Source organism: Aphanizomenon sp. CS-733/32 (genome assembly GCF_028330045.1).
GTDB classification, from domain to species: Bacteria; Cyanobacteriota; Cyanobacteriia; order Cyanobacteriales; family Nostocaceae; genus Dolichospermum; species Dolichospermum gracile.
The window spans coordinates 18,545-35,761 of record NZ_JAQMSE010000255.1 but is presented as its reverse complement, the minus strand read 5'-3'; the positions used below and the strand labels follow the sequence as shown (position 1 = coordinate 35,761).

The 17,217-nt window shown below is 35.5% G+C and carries 12 protein-coding genes and 1 CRISPR repeat array; of the genes, 6 read left to right on the top strand and 6 right to left on the bottom strand.

What is annotated here, in order from left to right; genetic code table 11:
* Positions 1-281: 281 nt before the first annotated feature.
* The 3 genes from PN471_RS22765 (at position 282) to PN471_RS22755 (ending at position 4,881) form a co-directional block, all read left to right on the top strand.
* Positions 282-1,853 carry a ThiF family adenylyltransferase gene (locus PN471_RS22765; protein WP_271778761.1) on the top strand — a complete coding sequence of 524 codons (1,572 nt, stop codon included), beginning with the start codon at positions 282-284 and terminating at the stop codon, positions 1,851-1,853.
* Positions 1,854-2,144: 291 nt separating this feature from the next.
* The gene (locus PN471_RS22760) at positions 2,145-4,220 is read left to right on the top strand and encodes a WYL domain-containing protein (protein ID WP_271778760.1); all 2,076 of its coding nucleotides are present in this window, start codon (positions 2,145-2,147) and stop codon (positions 4,218-4,220) included.
* 88 nt (positions 4,221-4,308) lie between these two features.
* On the top strand, positions 4,309-4,881 hold the full coding sequence (locus PN471_RS22755; protein ID WP_271778759.1) for an REP-associated tyrosine transposase: 573 nt from the start codon (positions 4,309-4,311) through the stop codon (positions 4,879-4,881).
* A 79-nt stretch (positions 4,882-4,960) separates the two neighbouring features.
* Here PN471_RS22755 and PN471_RS22750 read toward each other — a convergent pair whose 3' ends face one another.
* Positions 4,961-5,335, bottom strand: coding sequence for a hypothetical protein (locus tag PN471_RS22750; RefSeq protein ID WP_271778758.1), 375 nt, complete (start codon positions 5,333-5,335; stop codon positions 4,961-4,963).
* A 248-nt stretch (positions 5,336-5,583) separates the two neighbouring features.
* Positions 5,584-6,901: direct repeats of the CRISPR family, unit length 36 nt; unit sequence GTTTCCATTAATTCCACTTCCTATAAAAGAAGCGAT.
* A gap of 293 nt (positions 6,902-7,194) precedes the next feature.
* On the opposite strand from PN471_RS22750, the gene csx18 reads away from it, so the two are divergent.
* From csx18 to cas2, 3 genes are read left to right on the top strand one after another with little or no spacing between them, the layout of a single operon-like run.
* On the top strand, positions 7,195-7,449 hold the full coding sequence (csx18, locus tag PN471_RS22745; protein WP_035082455.1) for a CRISPR-associated protein Csx18: 255 nt from the start codon (positions 7,195-7,197) through the stop codon (positions 7,447-7,449).
* A gap of 39 nt (positions 7,450-7,488) precedes the next feature.
* Positions 7,489-8,481: a CRISPR-associated endonuclease Cas1 gene (cas1, locus tag PN471_RS22740; RefSeq protein WP_271778757.1), complete on the top strand. Its 993-nt coding sequence runs from the start codon at positions 7,489-7,491 to the stop codon at positions 8,479-8,481.
* Positions 8,481-8,759: a CRISPR-associated endonuclease Cas2 gene (gene cas2, locus PN471_RS22735; RefSeq protein ID WP_271778756.1), complete on the top strand. Its 279-nt coding sequence runs from the start codon at positions 8,481-8,483 to the stop codon at positions 8,757-8,759. Before cas1 ends, cas2 begins: the two co-directional genes overlap by 1 nt.
* Positions 8,760-8,817: 58 nt before the next feature.
* On the opposite strand, the gene PN471_RS22730 is transcribed toward cas2, so the two are convergent.
* The 5 genes from PN471_RS22730 to PN471_RS22710 form a co-directional block, all read right to left on the bottom strand.
* Complete coding sequence (locus tag PN471_RS22730) at positions 8,818-10,677, bottom strand: hypothetical protein (protein WP_271778755.1); 1,860 nt, start codon at positions 10,675-10,677, stop codon at positions 8,818-8,820.
* Positions 10,678-10,817: 140 nt separating this feature from the next.
* The gene (locus PN471_RS22725) at positions 10,818-11,123 is read right to left on the bottom strand and encodes an acyl carrier protein (protein WP_027402681.1); all 306 of its coding nucleotides are present in this window, start codon (positions 11,121-11,123) and stop codon (positions 10,818-10,820) included.
* Positions 11,124-12,452: a phthiocerol/phthiodiolone dimycocerosyl transferase family protein gene (locus PN471_RS22720; RefSeq protein ID WP_271778754.1), complete on the bottom strand. Its 1,329-nt coding sequence runs from the start codon at positions 12,450-12,452 to the stop codon at positions 11,124-11,126.
* Positions 12,453-12,676: 224 nt separating this feature from the next.
* Complete coding sequence (locus PN471_RS22715; RefSeq protein WP_271778753.1) at positions 12,677-14,320, bottom strand: PfaD family polyunsaturated fatty acid/polyketide biosynthesis protein; 1,644 nt, start codon at positions 14,318-14,320, stop codon at positions 12,677-12,679.
* Between the two features lie 153 nt (positions 14,321-14,473).
* Positions 14,474-17,125, bottom strand: a complete 2,652-nt coding sequence (locus PN471_RS22710) for a PfaB family protein (RefSeq protein WP_271778752.1) — start codon at positions 17,123-17,125, stop codon at positions 14,474-14,476.
* Positions 17,126-17,217 lie beyond the last annotated feature (92 nt).

Below are 17,217 nucleotides of genomic sequence, written 5' to 3'. Positions count from 1 at the left end.
TACTGCACGTCATGCAATTAATAGCGACGATTAAGTAATGTAAAAAATCTTGAGATGATTTCGTAGTGAGAAATTCAGTTCTCAAATGAGGAATAAATTCCTCACTACAAACTTTGAGTTATTCAAGCCGTTCTACTTAATTGCGATAATACCAATTCCTAAAATTCGACAACAGATTCAAACCCATAAACCCCGATCTGTTGGATTTTCTTAATTAGGAATTGGTATAAATACATGATCTGGAATTAATCACATCTTCATAAAATTACGAAAAGTATCCAATGAAATCTCAGAATCAACTCCCAGAATATTTACTACACATACCTCCAAAAATGTGGCAGGAATTTTGCAAAAGTATGTTAGAATCTCGAAATATTAATGAAGAAGTCATTGGCTTCTTTTTCTGTAAAAGCCATCAAATCTCCAAACTGAAAATTCGCTACATTCCTAAAGCTTGGGTAGTTCCTTTGCAAGATTGTTATGAATTACAATCAAATAGTGGCTTAGTATTGGCACAAGAATTCCATTCCTACATATTAGAAAAGTATCTTCAAGATGGACTGCACGTGGTTCACATTCACACCCATGTTGGCGAGTTCATGCCTGAATTTTCATCTGTTGATGATTATTACGAATCAGAATATGCTAATTTTCTGACTCATAAATTTTCTCAAAAAATCCGGTTAATTTCTGGAGTCTTCAACCAGTCATTACAAAAAGGTAAATTCCGGATCTGGAACAGAAGAGGCAAAAATTATTATCATGTTGATTTTTGTAATTCATACCTAAAAATAGGTAATTTTGATGACGATTTGGCCTTAAATATGGTAGGAGAAGAATTTGATAAGTCATTTAATCATCAATCCAAAAACGACTTTGATAATACAAGAATTTCAAATTTCTCCTCAAAAAACCTCATCCCATCTACGATGAAATCAGTTTTTAGCCAGCAAAATTCCTATAATCATCAAAATCTGATGTTTGCTAGACAAAAAATATTTGGTGATGCCTGTCAAAAGGAACTTCATGAACTCAAAATTAGCCTCATTGGTTGCGGTGGAATCGGCGCAAATTTTGCCGAATCATTAGGGCGATTGGGAGTAAAAAATTGGGTCTTAATTGACAGCGATCGCCTGGAAACAGTCAATCTAAATCGAATGCCAGGAGCTACCCCCAAAATGGTTGAGCAACAATGGTATAAAGTTGATTATGTCAAATATTTAATTAAAAAAATCTACCCCACAGGTTCTAATGTCAAAGCTATCCCCACATTATGTAATAACGAAATAACTCAGACAGAAATAGCCCTATCTGATTTAATCGTAGTAGCAACAGATAATCATCTCTCCCGCAAACAAGCTCAGGAATTAGCATTGACATATATGCGTCCTCTGCTTTGTTTGGGTAGTCACATTGATATCAACCCATCTGACCATACACCACGAATGTTTTGTCGTGTCACCGTTCCACCTTTGGGAGGTAATTGGTGTTTGATGTGCGGTAATATTATTAGCCTGCAAAAAGCAGCCGTCGAATCCGCACCTGTACAAATCAATCAAATGGTGAATCGCGCAGGCTATATGGAAGGAGTCAACGACCCAGCAGTATTTTGGTTAAATAGTATTTGTGCTAGTACCGGAGTTGGTGTAATTCACGGAATGGTAAGCGGTTTTCTCAACTTAGATGCTGGCATTGATTGGATTTATGAGTTTCCTAATTCCGTTTGGCATCAAACAGACACAAAGTATCTAGAAACACCTGATTGTTATTTCTGTTCTCAGTCTAACGGCTTAAAAATAGAAACTGAAGATATTGATCGAGAAAGCGATGTTGACAATATGGACTATTGGTAGTTAGTCGGCGTGAAAATTTCAATGTAGTTTAAGTAAAGTCTTCGGTAGTGCGATTCCTAGGTCGCGCTAGTTCCCTCCGGGACGCTTTGCGAACGCGATCGCTGATCCTGTATCGTGCATTAATGTAATGCACCTTTTTAATGCTAATTATTTGTGCTTTATGCTACGAAATAATGACGAAATTTACTAGGACAATATGGTAATAAATTCGTGATTCGCTTGAAAACACTAGACTTTGAGGTTTGTTAAATGCAGACAATATAAAATAAGTTTTATTGAGTATGGAAGAAAATGTCTACTCCTCCCATCTGTCATTTCCTTATCGGTGTCCCTGGTAGCGGTAAGTCCACTTTTGCTACTGAATTAGCTAAGTTGGGGAATTATTGCATTGTTTCTACTGATGTTATTCGTCAAGAACTCTATGGGGATACCACTATTCAGGGTGATTGGATAGATATAGAAGCAGCAGTAATTTCTCAAATCACAGCAGCATTGGCTCAAAATAATGCTGTAGTCTATGATGCCACTAATGTCAAGCGTGCGTGGCGACTGGATTTATTAGAAAAGTTAAAATTAGCCATCGCTTCCCCGGTTTTATGGATGGGGTGGTACTTAAAAACCCCTTTGCTAACTTGTAAAGGATGGAATCAACAGCGCACCCGTCAAGTTCCAGAGGTGGTAATTGAGAGTATGTACCGATCGCTGCAAGATTTTCCACCAATCGCCGCTGAAGGGTTTGCAGCAGTTAAGGAAGTTGATGTCACGTCTGCAAAGTTCAACTGTCACCAAATCTCTACCCAAATTCAACAGCTTTCTCGTAGTCTCATTAACCGCAACAACCGTAATAGTCAAATTACTTTTCATGCTTACAGTAAATTGCTGGATTTTGAGCGATTGATGTATCTAATTTCCTTGATCATTAACTATCCGGGAATTGGTAATCTGCAAGCAACTCACCCCAGTTTATTAGCCAGCATTTTGGGTAAAATCCCTCGATTTACCAGTTCACTAGAAGAAATCACCGCTTGTATCAGCCAATTATATGGCAATATCTATGCAGATGAAATTGCGATCGCCTCTAATTTACTATGGTTGCAGCAAAATTCCCTCATTGGTGTTAATTCTATTTCTTCACCTTCCCATCTCCCTATCTCCCCTGGCGCTGTTTCTCTGACCGCTTCCGTTTCCGTGGTAACTCATCCCTACTCAGATTTACCAGCGTTTCAGAGATTATTGCAAACTATTAGGTTCATCTTACATCATCCGTTTTTATCCAATTCTGGACAGGGAAGTTTTAAAACTTTACTGTCCGCACTGCAAGAATATGAGATTATTGAGGGTAATACTTTAGATTCTGTCCGTAAAGATATAGAAAAAGTCCTTAAACCATATAAAATATTACATAATTTTTCTATGCGAGATGGTTATTTTGCGGGAACGGCAATTTTATCAGCACTAGAATTAACTCAGGTGTTTCAAGTTCTCCAGTCTCAAGCACAAAGTCTCAATGACCCGATAGCACTGGAAATTTACGAAACCTTTGCTACTCGCATGGCACAAAGTCGCTTAGGGGTCAGTGATATTTATCCAGTACGGGCGATCGCTAATCGCAGTATGATTGACCCGGAGTATTTACCAGCAGAATCTCTAGCCAGAAATTTACAACCAGTGGAGGAAGCGATCGCTCAAGGACAATTGTTAGAATTAAATCGTTTTCCTGGTGGTGGTAAGTTTACCCTAGATGAAGAAGGGTTCTTCTTGGCTTTTCCATTACAAATTGTTTTTTCTAACACAGCTTGGTATTTGGGTTATGAATGTGTATCCGGTGAATATCACGGCTTATTTCGTTTTGAAAGACTAGATAGATTATTTATTGGTAAACCTCAAACAAAAGTGCGTTCTCGACAAGAACAAGAAAGTTCCTTAAAAAAGTTACAAAAACTATCTCAAGCCAGTGTAGGAGTTTTTTTAGGTTACAACCCCCAAGACCAACAGCAATTTCTGAGTATTAATAAAAAAGAACGTTCTCAAGTATGTGTCACCATTGAACTGTGGTTTAATGATGAAATTTTTAGATTTGTTGCCGAAGGAACTAAACGATTTCCTCCACAACAGATGAAAATGTCTTTACCAATCATAGGTAAGAGATTAACTTTGCCTAAATCTATTTTTTGTCTTGGTAAAACAGAAAATAAAACCTTTCCTCATCGGTTTCAAGTCATATTACCTCAGTGGTCTTTAGATGATGTGGAACTTTTGCGCTGGATTCTTGGTTTTAAAGGAGGGGTGAAGGTAATAAAACCAAAATCATTAGTTAATAAATTAAAACAAATCGGTGAGGATATTGTCAATGTTTATAGATATTAGATCCCCGAGTTCTTTGAGAAGTCGGGGATCTGGGAACTCGGATATCTGGTAAAATTTCATTAAATTTGAATATCCCATATTTTTATTTATGCCCCAAAGAGAAACTCCCTGGCAAAGTGGTAACTTTTATCATATTTATAATCGTGGTAACAATCGTCAAGATATTTTCTTTGAACGTGAGAATTATATTTATTTTCTCCGGTTACTAAAGGAACATCTTATTAAAAATGCAGTAGATATTGTTGCTTACTGTTTAATGCCTAATCATTATCATTTATTGGTATATCTGAGAAATGAAACCCTATCTGATGCCATGAAATCTCTCTCTCTTGCTTACACAAAGGCAATTAATAAACGGTTTAACCCTTCGGGGGTATTATTTCAGGGACGGTTTCAAAGTATTCACATCCAAGAAACTGAATATCTTGTCAATCTTTCTCGCTATATTCACCTCAATCCAGTAAAAGCCGGAATAGTAAACCATCCTGGAGAATGGGAATTTCCTAGCTATTTAGAATATGCAGGATTACGACCAAGAACACTTCCTAACATCGAATATATCAAAATACAAATCGAGTCAGAATCAATTTATCAACAATTTTTGCTAGATCATAATTTATCTAATTCTACTGACTTCAAAAAACTACTACTCGATGATTGAAAAGAAAAGATCCCCGACTTCTTTAAGAAGTCGGGGATCTGGGATCTAATTAAATGATTAATGACAATTACAAACTACATTATTTACTTAATTCTTCAATCTGTTTTTTCGCACGAGAAATAGCCAAAGCATTATCAATAGGAGCAATAATTGTCCCGACAGCTGATGCTATACCAAAAACTCGTGTCATAGCTTCTTCATTATTACGAGAACTTCCAGCAACTACTACTCCTATTAAAGCCCCACTAAATAAAAACCATATAAATGCTTTCCACCGTCGGGTATAGCAATATCCACCAAGAGGAATGAGAAGAGAAAGGAAAACAGCAATCCCTATATTTAATCTAGAAAGGCGTGCTAAATTTTGTGCTTTTTTACGTTCTTCTTCTTCCTTAATTGAATCAAGATATTGACGTAAAATTTCTTGATCTTGATCTTTATTTTGTTCTGACATTGTAGAGTTTCCCTGACCAATCTGGTTATATTGTTTACATCTCGTGTAACAACATAATCTCAATTTTGTGATTATTCAATACTTCTCATGCGAATGAGGAAACTTTATTTTTGATAATTAATTTGTAAAATATCCTTAAACCAAAGATCCCTGACTTCTTTAAGAAATCGGGGATCTAATATCTTGATTAGACTTTCTATAAAAGAAGCGATTATCTCTGACAACGAGTTCCTTGGTTTATTCTCAACGTTTCCATTAATTCCACTTCCTATAAAAGAAGCGATTACCACAAGCGTGGTGTGAAGAGTTGGTAAACACGTTTCCATTAATTCCACTTCCTATAAAAGAAGCGATTGTTACTGGTAAAGTTCCAGGAGCTTGCACTGATAAAGGGTTTCCATTAATTCCACTTCCTATAAAAGAAGCGATTTATATCAAGACCTTACTTGAATCACTGCTCTATTTCCAGGTTTCCATTAATTCCACTTCCTATAAAAGAAGCGATTACTGGTCAAGATATTCCTTGGTCAGTAAGTAAAGAAAGTTTCCATTAATTCCACTTCCTATAAAAGAAGCGATATGAGTATGCCTCTTTTATAAGAGGTTCAGTTAGTGGTTTCCATTAATTCCACTTCCTATAAAAGAAGCGATGTAGAAGTAGACTTTGCTAAAACTAAATATGAAATGTTTCCATTAATTCCACTTCCTATAAAAGAAGCGATCTTTACTTACTCAAAAGATATGTGAAAAATACCCTTCAGCTTAGTTTCCATTAATTCCACTTCCTATAAAAGAAGCGATATTATCAAAGCATTAACAGATAGATTGGAGGTTATTTCAGGGTTTCCATTAATTCCACTTCCTATAAAAGAAGCGATTGGGTAGTGTGGTACAGCTACCTGTACTATCACAATTAGTTTCCATTAATTCCACTTCCTATAAAAGAAGCGATCCCACAAAAACTACAAAAATGCCTTTGTTAAGCATACTGAAGAAAGTTTCCATTAATTCCACTTCCTATAAAAGAAGCGATTTGATACTATCCTTTGGTTAGCTCACCTTAGAGCCATTGGTCAGGTTTCCATTAATTCCACTTCCTATAAAAGAAGCGATTTCATTACCAGCAGACCAGATAGAAGGAGCTACCATTAAATGTCCGTTTCCATTAATTCCACTTCCTATAAAAGAAGCGATCCGGTAGTTTTCTGTAGTCTAGCAAATTAAATTAAAGTTTCCATTAATTCCACTTCCTATAAAAGAAGCGATAACATCCTTATGCTGAGTTCTGCTCTTACAAAGATAAGGTTTCCATTAATTCCACTTCCTATAAAAGAAGCGATGACGAGTTAATTGATAGTCTTAAAAGGCATACAAACGTTTCCATTAATTCCACTTCCTATAAAAGAAGCGATTTGAGCAGGTAGACTGACTACTAAGGTATCTGAAGGATTAATTCCAGTTTCCATTAATTCCACTTCCTATAAAAGAAGCGATAGTCTGCCTATACGCCTCTGGAATTTACTTACTACTGTTTCCATTAATTCCACTTCCTATAAAAGAAGCGATACCCGTCATTATAAACCCATACAGAGCATAATGTCCAGATGCCATTTGCGATGGGGTATCAATTGAGGGCTGCTTTTAGAAAATAAACAGGCAATCAAAACCCCTGAAACCCTTATACAGAAAGACATCGGCCGGGTAAACGGAAACATCAGCATTTCCGCCATTGACCTGACCCCGCCGCCAATAAATCATCACCAATAAATAAATTCGTCATTCGCATGAAATCACTTGTATAAATTTTCTGTGTGATTTAACTTAAAAAAGTACAATTAATACCGAATCCCAACTAAACCATGTATATTTCTAATCGTGCTGCCTTAGTGCGGAACTTAGCGGTTGCATTTCTCAATGGGACAATTACACTGATTATTTTGCTAATAGCACCTTTAGGACTAGCAGCAGTAATTATCAATACTATCTTAGTTACCATCGCCACCTTTGCCAATGCCACAGCCGGAGATAGTGTTGTGCGTTTCTTGCAACCATCCCAAATCAAAACCATGATAGCAGAAATCATGTCCCAACAGTCACAAATCACCAAAGATTAATCATAAATCTCAGAATAACATAATCTTTAGTTTATATATATGCGAACACTTTATGTTTCCCGCCAAGATTGTTATATTAGCCTCAAAGCTGAAACCTTAATAGTTAAACAAGGAGAAATAGTACATGGTGAAGTTCAATTACCACTACTAGAACAAATATTAATCTTTGGTAAATCACAAATTACCACCCAAGCCATTCGTACCTGTCTTTGGCGAGATATACCCATTGCCTATTTATCTCGGATGGGATACTGTTATGGAAGATTAATGCCAATTGAGCGTGGTTATCGTCGCCTATCTCGTTATCAACAAGAGTTAACAGCAATTGATAAATTGATAGTAGCTAGAACAATTATTCAAGCCAAATTAAAAAATAGTCGCACCTTTTTACAACGTCAGCAACGCCGTAATCCCTCCCAAACCGCTGAAATTACCATTAAAAGTTTAGAAGTATTAGCGCAAAAAGCCGGGGAAGCAGAAACTATCGAGCGTTTAATGGGTTTAGAAGGTGCTGGTGCTGCACAGTATTTTAACGCTTTTGGGGAATGTTTAAATAATCCTGATTTTGTCTTTTTAGCCCGTAGTCGTCGTCCCCCAGGAAACCCAGTAAATGCCATGCTTAGTTTTGGTTATCAAATTTTATGGAATCATCTACTAACACTAATTGAACTCCAAGGATTAGACCCCTATTATGCTTGTTTACATCAAGGAACAGAACGCCATGCAGCATTAACTTCTGATTTAATTGAAGAGTTTCGCGCCCCAATTATTGATTCTTTGGTACTGTGGTTAGTCAATACCAAAATCATGAACATTGACAATGATTTTGAATATCATGATAGCGGCTGCTACTTAAATAATTCGGGCAGACCTAAATATATCAAATATTTCTTACAACGCCTAGAAGAAGAAGTCCAAAATTCTGAAGGAGAGAAACAACCACGTTGGGATTTAATGACACAGCAAATCAAGGCTTTCAAAGATTTTGTTTATCAACCAAGTAAACTATATAAACCCTATCAAATCCGGTAATGTTATTGTATGTAATAGTATATGACATTACTTGTGATCAAAGACGTAAAAAAGTCTCTGATTTATTAGAAGGATATGGTCAAAGAGTTCAATATTCAGTCTTTGAATGTATTCTTAGTCAAAGCAAATATAGTGAATTGCAAAAAAGACTCCGCAAACAAATAAAATCTTCTGAAGATAGTATCAGGTTTTATCCATTAAGTAAACACACATTCAACCAAATTGAAACTTGGGGAGAACCACCAGTTACAGAACTTCCCAGTTCTACTATCATCTAAATCAGAATCAGATCCCCGACTTCTTAAAGAAGTCGGGGATCTTGTTACGGGGATCTTGTTAGCGATTTTTCAGAGAAGGGAAATTTTTCCCACCTAATTCAATTTGTCCAGTCACACACCCAGCTTTTAACCTATTTACTAAATACTCCAAATCACTAGCAATAAAATTTGTCCCATGATCTGGTTCTACTAAGCTAATTAAATTGACATCACTGATTATTTGATCACCTAAATCAGCAATTCCTAAAAAATTGAAAACTCCTGATTCATAAGTTCCACAAGGTACAGAAGGATTATTCATCCCCACACAATATTCATTTTCTTGAAACCAATCAACATCAGGATAACCATGAAAGTGAACAATTGGCGCACCATTAGCAATTAATTCTGGTGTATATAAAGCCGCAGCTAAACTAATGGCTAACATTACATAGATATCATAGGATGGTTTAATATCTGCTTTTTGTGAATTACTTCCTAATGGTAATTGCAGATGTAATTTATCTTGTAAACCAATCCGTAGAATATCAACATCAATATTTAAATCTGTTTTATTCGCCCCAGAACGAGAACTCACTAACCAAATATCAGGTATTTGCTTAAATCTATTTTCGGCGTTGATATTTATTTTAATATAACGTCTACCTTGTTCATTTTGGCGAAGTTCATAACTACTAAATCCCGCTACAGGTAATAAATTATCCCATTCATCAATAGTGATTTCTGGCTTACCTACATAATGAGGAGGTTCAGCATAAGCCACAAAACCATAAGATACTCCTGTTCTACCATTCACAATGACATTCACAATATCTCTATGGGATTTTCTTTTAACAACTTCATCTAATTTAAACCCAGCCGGAAATAACCCTGTAGATGCTAAATCTTGCCCTAATTTAATTAATTTTCCAGCATAGCTTGATAAGTGAGGATTATATTCTCCTATTTCAAAACGACTAATTAATAATGGAGTAATCGGCACAAATACTTTAGGAATCAGTGATTTTAAAGCAAAGTTCTCCACTTCATGGGGGGCAAAATTAGAATCAGAAAGATTCATATTCAGAATTGAAAATTTTTCATGAGATACACCAATCACAATTTCTGAAAAAGTTTTCACCAATGTATTTATGCCAATGCGAACTTTTTCTGGATAGGGTGTAAGTGGATTAACAAATTCATCATCTATGTCAGTCAAAATTATTACTTGTGTATTTGTTGGATCTTCAACATATTTGGCAGCATGATCTTCAGCCCAACTACTTAACTTAGCAATTTGTACAACGGACATTTTTTGTTTTTCTTTTAGCCATGTATAAGATAACTTATACCAAGTTTCCGCGACAAATATTCCTAATTTTCTTAACCATGAATTTGGTCTTTCTACATCTATTACAGCATCAATATCTGCTCTGACACTCTGCATTTTTAAAGATTTATGCCAGTTAATAAGGGGAATTTTAATGGTATGTTTCAATTCCGCTGTTGCTTCTTTCCAAGGAATTATCTTCACCCCATGCTTCTGGAGATAGAAAATTAATTGTTGGCGAAATCTGACAATAACTTGATTATGATAATAATCCGGCAAAGGTCTAAAAGTAACTTTTAAGTTCTCAGCCATGAACTGAGGATTAATAACTGGAGGTTGATATCCTGTAGGTGACTCTCCAGAAAAACCACCAATTAATTTACCAATAGTTTGTAAACTAATACCTTGCATTAAAGGTTCATGAACATGGTCATTAGTAACATTCATTTCCTGGATTAATGCTAAAATATCCTCTTTATATTTAGCTATTTCTACTTGTATTTCTGGAGTAATTACACCCTTGGGAGAACGAATATTCAGTTTACTATTTTCTGACCAAAATAATACACCTTTCTGAGTGAGTTTTGCTAAAATTTCCGCTGCGTTCATCACAAAATCTCCCGCGTTTAAAAATAGGAATTTAGAAAAGAGGACACCTGGCTCAATTAGGCTACCCTAATCTAGCGAAGTGTCCCAATAATCAAGGAGGAAAAACTGGTTTGTCAGTAATTAAACAGAATTTGTAGAGGTTATATCTGGATAATTTCTGACTGAGAATTTTCTAATTCTTCAGATAATCTGAGAGAAAGTTCTTCAATGGTGGGATAATACCAAAGGTGGATAAGTGATAACTTGAATCCCAAAAACTTTTCGGCTTTACTAGCGATAACTATGGTTTGTGCTGAGTCTAAACCGTAACTATCTAAAGGTTCACGAATATTTATTTCTTCTGGATTAACTCCCAGTAAAGAGGAAATTTCTGAAACTAACCAAGCTTGTATTTTAGTAGCGTTATCTTGGTTTTCTGAGAGAGAATTAGAGATATTGTTATTCATTTATGTACCTCCCGGTATTAAGTAATGAGATGAGACTTTCATGATAGAATCAATGCAATTATCAACAAGTCTTTCCATAGTTTGCTGACTAAGTGAAGGTTGAGAAAACACAAAATTTAGAGTCATTTTTTCCTGAAAAGTAGCAGTGTGAACAATAAACATTCCTGCATATAAAGCATGAGAACCAACAAAACTGATTTCCTCTAGTTCTAATTCTCCATAAGTATGGGGAATATTGACTTTACCAACATTAGAAACTGAGACCGTAGGAGATACTTGATTAGGGAATAGTAAAGAAAAATTTATCAAATGTTTAGCCAGATATATCATTTGAAAAATTTCTCCTTGGTGAATTTTTTTATTGAGATTATGCTTGACTTTTCGCCCTAATTCCCAAAAAGATGTATTATTGGTAATTGTATAAAATTTCATCAAAGACGCTGCTAAAACCGTCATATTTTCTGTACTAATTTCTGGTTGTAACCGTCTTCTTAAATCAAGATATGATAAACAACTAACTGGAATATTATCTTCATGGTTTTTAGTCAGTTTTTTGGAGACCGTTAACATTAGTGCCGCACATAAAGCACTTTGTACTGTAGTATTTTCTTGTCTGCATTGCTGAATAAACTGCCGTGTTGATTCTTCACTAAGTTGTCTATGAATGATTTCGCAACGACGTTGAGAAATAGGAACATATTTTTCTACTCTTAATGCTTTTGGTTGATTCCAATATTTTTGAAATGCGATATTTAATAATAAAGCAACTCTACCTAGTTTGCTTTTGAAACTATTTGTCCATGCAGGTAATAGTTTTTCAATGGGTGGAAGTGGTTCTAAAGTAGTAACTATGGGAATAGATTTACCTGCGGTAATATTTTGACAGTAGGTTAAAATTTCTGAGTGAAGTTGGATGCTTGATAAACCATCGGTAATAGCATGATGTGTGGTTGTAATCAGATAATTAATATTCTGCTGATTTAATATTTTGATAAGTACGACTCGCAGCAGGTATTTACTACTATCAATTACCTGATTCATTTCTGCATTAACGACTGCTTCCCATTCCTGACTTTCTCTAATATTAACAACTAGCAAAGGAAGTTTTCCTGTACCTTTAGACTGATAATAGTAGGAATTTCGAGAGTTAATAATATGAGAATTAAGCGCAGGATGACGATATTGAATAATATCTAAAGACTGTCTGAGAACTATTTCTTGAAGATTTCCCTGAATGCGGCTAATAGTAACTAAGTTCCATGTTTTAGCTCGTTGATTCAGGATTTCCATTGTTTCTTCTAGCTGTCCTAACTTTCTATTTATAGCCATATTTATCACAATTTTTGGTGAAATGTAGGTTGGGTTGAGGCACGAAACCCAACACCCCTTGCTATCCTTCCGCTCATTTTGGTTTATGCCTGATGCCTCCGGCACGCTACCGCGAACGGCACGCTACGTGAACACTTCGTTCTACCCAACCTACAATAAATTTTGTTTTACATAAAAGGAACGGTAGAGCCAAAATTATTAATAATGTTGGGTTTCACTGTCCCTCAACCCAACCTACTTTGTGGATGATATTGGCTGTACTCTTCTGGCATTTGTAAGCCTTGAATTTTCAAATTTTGAATCCGATATAAATACGCTGCACCTGTCATAATTTGATCTGCTACATCAACTACTCGGCGATTATTAATATCTGCCAAATAAGAACCACGTACCCAATTATTAAAACTTCCCATTGCTGGTCCACACCAAATTTGATAATCAATTTCTCGACCTTTTTCTCCAGTATTTGACCAGCGGGAAGATAGTCCTAAATACCAGCGAAATATTAACGCCATTTTTAGTTGAGGATTATTAGCTGCTTTACTTAATTTTTCCGGGTTACGTTGAGATAAATAAGTAGATGTTTCTTGCCAAATTTCTGCAATTGTTTTGCGCAGAATTTGTTTTTCTAACTTTTCTATTTCATCTGGGGGAATTTCTGCAAATGAATTATAGTTTCTGTATAATTCCCATAATTTTTGAGCGCGAAGGGGGAAAAGAGTTCCTCGTTTAAGAACTTGTAATTTGACTCCCATTTCAAACATATCTGCTGCGGGTGCCATCATTACGTCAGTCATTTCTGCTTGAGCTAGTAACTTTTTTGTATATTCTGAAGTCCCAGCTTCAACGCAAGATTGATTAATAGAACCAGTGACAATATAAGCCGCACCCATCATTAAAGCCGCTAATGCTGATTGCGGTGTAGAAATTCCCCCAGCTACACCAATTCTTACGGGTTTTTCGTAATCATATTTGCCTTGAATTTCGTCCCTTAATTCTAAAATAGAAGGTAATAAACAAACCAGTGGACGATTATCTGTATGTCCTCCTGAATCTGCTTCTACGGTAATATCATCAGCCATAGGAATTTTTGCGGCAAGATTAGCTTGCAATTCAGTAATTAACCCTTGTTCAACTAATTGGGTCAAAATTTTTGTAGGTGCAGGTTGGAGGAATTTAGTAGCAACTTCCCGACGAGAAACTTTAGCAATAATTTTGTTTTTGATTTCGATTTCATTGGCTGAATTTAAACTCAGTCCAGCCGCCCGATAGTAGACGATATTATCACTTAAATCTAAAAATGCAGAGGCTTCAATTATTCTGACTTGATGCTGTAAATACAAATCAATTAAACGCCTTTCGATAGCAGGTTCACTAGGACTATGAAGTAAGTTAAAAGCATAGGATTTGTTATGCAAAGCTTGTTTAATTTTATGAATTGCTGCTTCTATCCGGGTAGGAGATAAACCTCCTGCTCCAAAGGAGCTTAGAATGTTGGCTTTTCCCAAGGTAATTACCATTTCTTCGGATGCAATACCTTGAGCCATTGCTCCAGTCATATAGGCATATTTGACGTTGTAAAACTCTAGAAAACCTGGATCACCTAATTGATCAAATCTGATTGGAGGAACAGTTAAAAGCATTTCTAGCTTTTGAGTTTTACCATTAGCACTATATGATAAACTGCCTTCATTGCTAATACCAATTTGTCCTTTTTTATTCAGAATATAACAAGGAGAATTTAAATTCATCAGTGTATTTCTAATATTTTCTCTATCAAAATACACAGTATCAAAATCGCCTTGCCATCCTTGATAATTGTTATTCATGGAAGGAAAAAATTTGAGTTGTTGATGTTGTTTTAACATGATTTTTGCAGTGAATATTCTATTGAATTGTTTTTGATGAAAATGAAGCTGCATAGAATAAGATATCCAGAATATTTGACCGCATATAAACACGGATAAATTAATTGGTTTCATGATTCTGTGCAGTTTCAAGTATTATTGAGATAATAATTTTTATCTTTCTTTTCTGGCTTGTATCACCATTTTTTTGTACAAGTCTAATTGCTGCTGGAGAAAGAGACTAAGTTGTTGCAGTGATCTTTGCCGAGACTGTAATAAAAAGCTGTGTGCTTTAGCCATACGGGCATTATTATTATTTAAACTTTGATAATTAGGGATAGATTTCATTTTGTGTTCATAATTAAATAAAGAAGTATCTTCTGCAAATTTGATATTAGTCCAAGAATATAAAGGCGATAAATCCAACTCAACTCGATGACTAAAGAGTTTAGCTAAGGCTTTGATAATGGAGGTATGATCATCTACACCTCTTCTATTTAGAGATACAGCTAGATGTTCTTTATCCTTGAGAATTTCGCTAATCCAACGACTACAGTTACTACCAACACCAACTTCAATAAAGATTCTGATATTATCATTGTAGGCACGATTAACTAAGCGAGGAAAATCAAGTTGATTACAAAGGGCTTTAGCAATATTTTTGCCTATTAAATGACTATCAATTTTCATGGGGGCGTATTCTGCCGCAGAATAGAAAATTGTTTTTGAATTGGTTTGAATAGGTAAGGTATTTACCCTTACCAATTCATCATATTCAGAGTGCATTGGTTCACAATGAATCACATGATTAATTGATGTGGGAAAAGCGTCACATTTTAAGGTTTGAATAACTCTTTCACAAGCTTTAGTTTCTCCAGCAATAATGACTTCTTCAGGGGTATTAATTAAAACAACATAAACCCGACCTTCATTTTTTAGAACTTCTTGTACTAAGGAAGAGGAACATATCAAAATATAGTTACTCCAAAACTCTTCGCTTTTACCTTCATGAATTAAGGGTAATCCCCAATGCTGACGAACTGCATTTTTAGGACCCGATAGCTGAGTTTTAAATAAAGGAGATGAGTTCAAATAATCGCTCGTACTTTTAAAACTAGTCCAGACACCTTGGGCTAACATCATACTAGTTTCACCAAGACTATAGCCAAAACTGTATGGTGATTTAATCTGGAAATAGTTTTTCAGAATTGCTGTCATTAATCCGGCGATACCAACTTCTGATTCCAGCATAGAAACGGGATCATCTATTAATTTTTTTTCTATGCTTTCTAGTTGTCTTTTTAATAATTTATTGATGCTCCGAGGATAGAGAATTTTTTCAATGTTGGCGACTCGGTTATAAACACTTTTGATGATAACATCATTATGTAGTTGAGGAAAAAGACGAAAAATATTTCTTCCTAGTCCTATATAGGAAGTAAAAGAACCAGGATAAACAAAGGCGACATGACCTTTTTTTCCTTGGGGATTAACCGTAAAATAACTACCAAGAGGAGTTTGCCAGTCTTTACCAGTAGCAAAAGCAATTTTCACTCCCTGAACTGCCCTTTCAACTTCTCGTTTTAACTCTTCTGGATGTCGTGAGAGAATTGCTAAAGCGTAAGTTGATTGTTTATATTGCTGATATTTTTGAAAATAATCATTAGCAAGTTGAGATATGGAATAACCATCTGTGAGACTTTGTTGAAGTGCGATAATTTGTGTTAATAAAGAAGAACGATCATCAGCCGCAATGGTAAATAAATAATAAGGCATTTCTGCTAAATATTGACTACTGCGTTCTATTTGATTGATTTCTTCTGACAAAATTAAATGTCCATAAATATTATCTTCTTCCATCATATTTACCGCAGCTATTCTTTTAGTCGCACCAGGTTCTAAAAACCAAGGTTTTGATTCTACCGCTACATAAAAGGGACTTCCACGCCAAATTTCTGGCTGTTGAGGATTAGACCATTGGGGGACACCGGGAATATAACGATGATATAGACAAAGTGCGGTTTTGATGAGGCTAAATATGCCAGATGAGGCTTGTGTGTTACCAATATTTGCTTTAACGCTACCCAGACCACAACTCAGATTTTCTCCCCCTGTCTGATAGGCTGATATTAAACCTTGAATTTCTGTTATATCTGCGTTGGCAATCCCTCTAGCAACCACTTCTAAATAACCAATATCTGCGGCTTGAACATCTGCTATTTGAAACGCCTTCTGACAAGCTTGAGTGATGGTTTGCGGGTGATTGGGAGAATGTTTGACCACACTGAAACCATCCATGATTGCATAGATGCAATGATTTTGTTGCTTGGCTGTTTCATGCAGTTGTAACACTACTGCGGCTGCACCTGCTGTTTTAATTACATTTTCAGCTTTTTCGTCATAACTAAAAGTATATACACCTTCATTAATTTCTATCGGGTAACTCTTGTCTATGCCGACAATTAAAACAGCTTCAACTTGCTGGGTAGTTAATAATTTTTGACTGACATCCAAAGCTGATAAAAGCGAATTTTCTTCGGCAAAAAATGCTAATTCAGCAGAGATATAGTTAGCTAATTTAGCAGAATTTTCTGTGGGAGAAATGATAATTAAGGCTATCTTCGTTTCTGGTTTAATTTTAGCATCTTCTAGAGCAGAATTGATTAATTCTCGACTTAATGGAGTTTGCTGATAATCTTCAGATGTAACTAAATGTTGCTTGCTTTCATAAATCAGGCGTTCAAATTTATTTAATGTTGGTGAATTACTAACAAAACAATCCATACCGACAATTGCTAATTTTTGATTTTGTGCAATTGATTTCATTATCATTCTCCGGTTTTTACAAACTAACTGAAATAGAGGACACAGAAAAAGATTTCTAGATAAATACACTCTTAAATCCTCTCTGCGCCTCT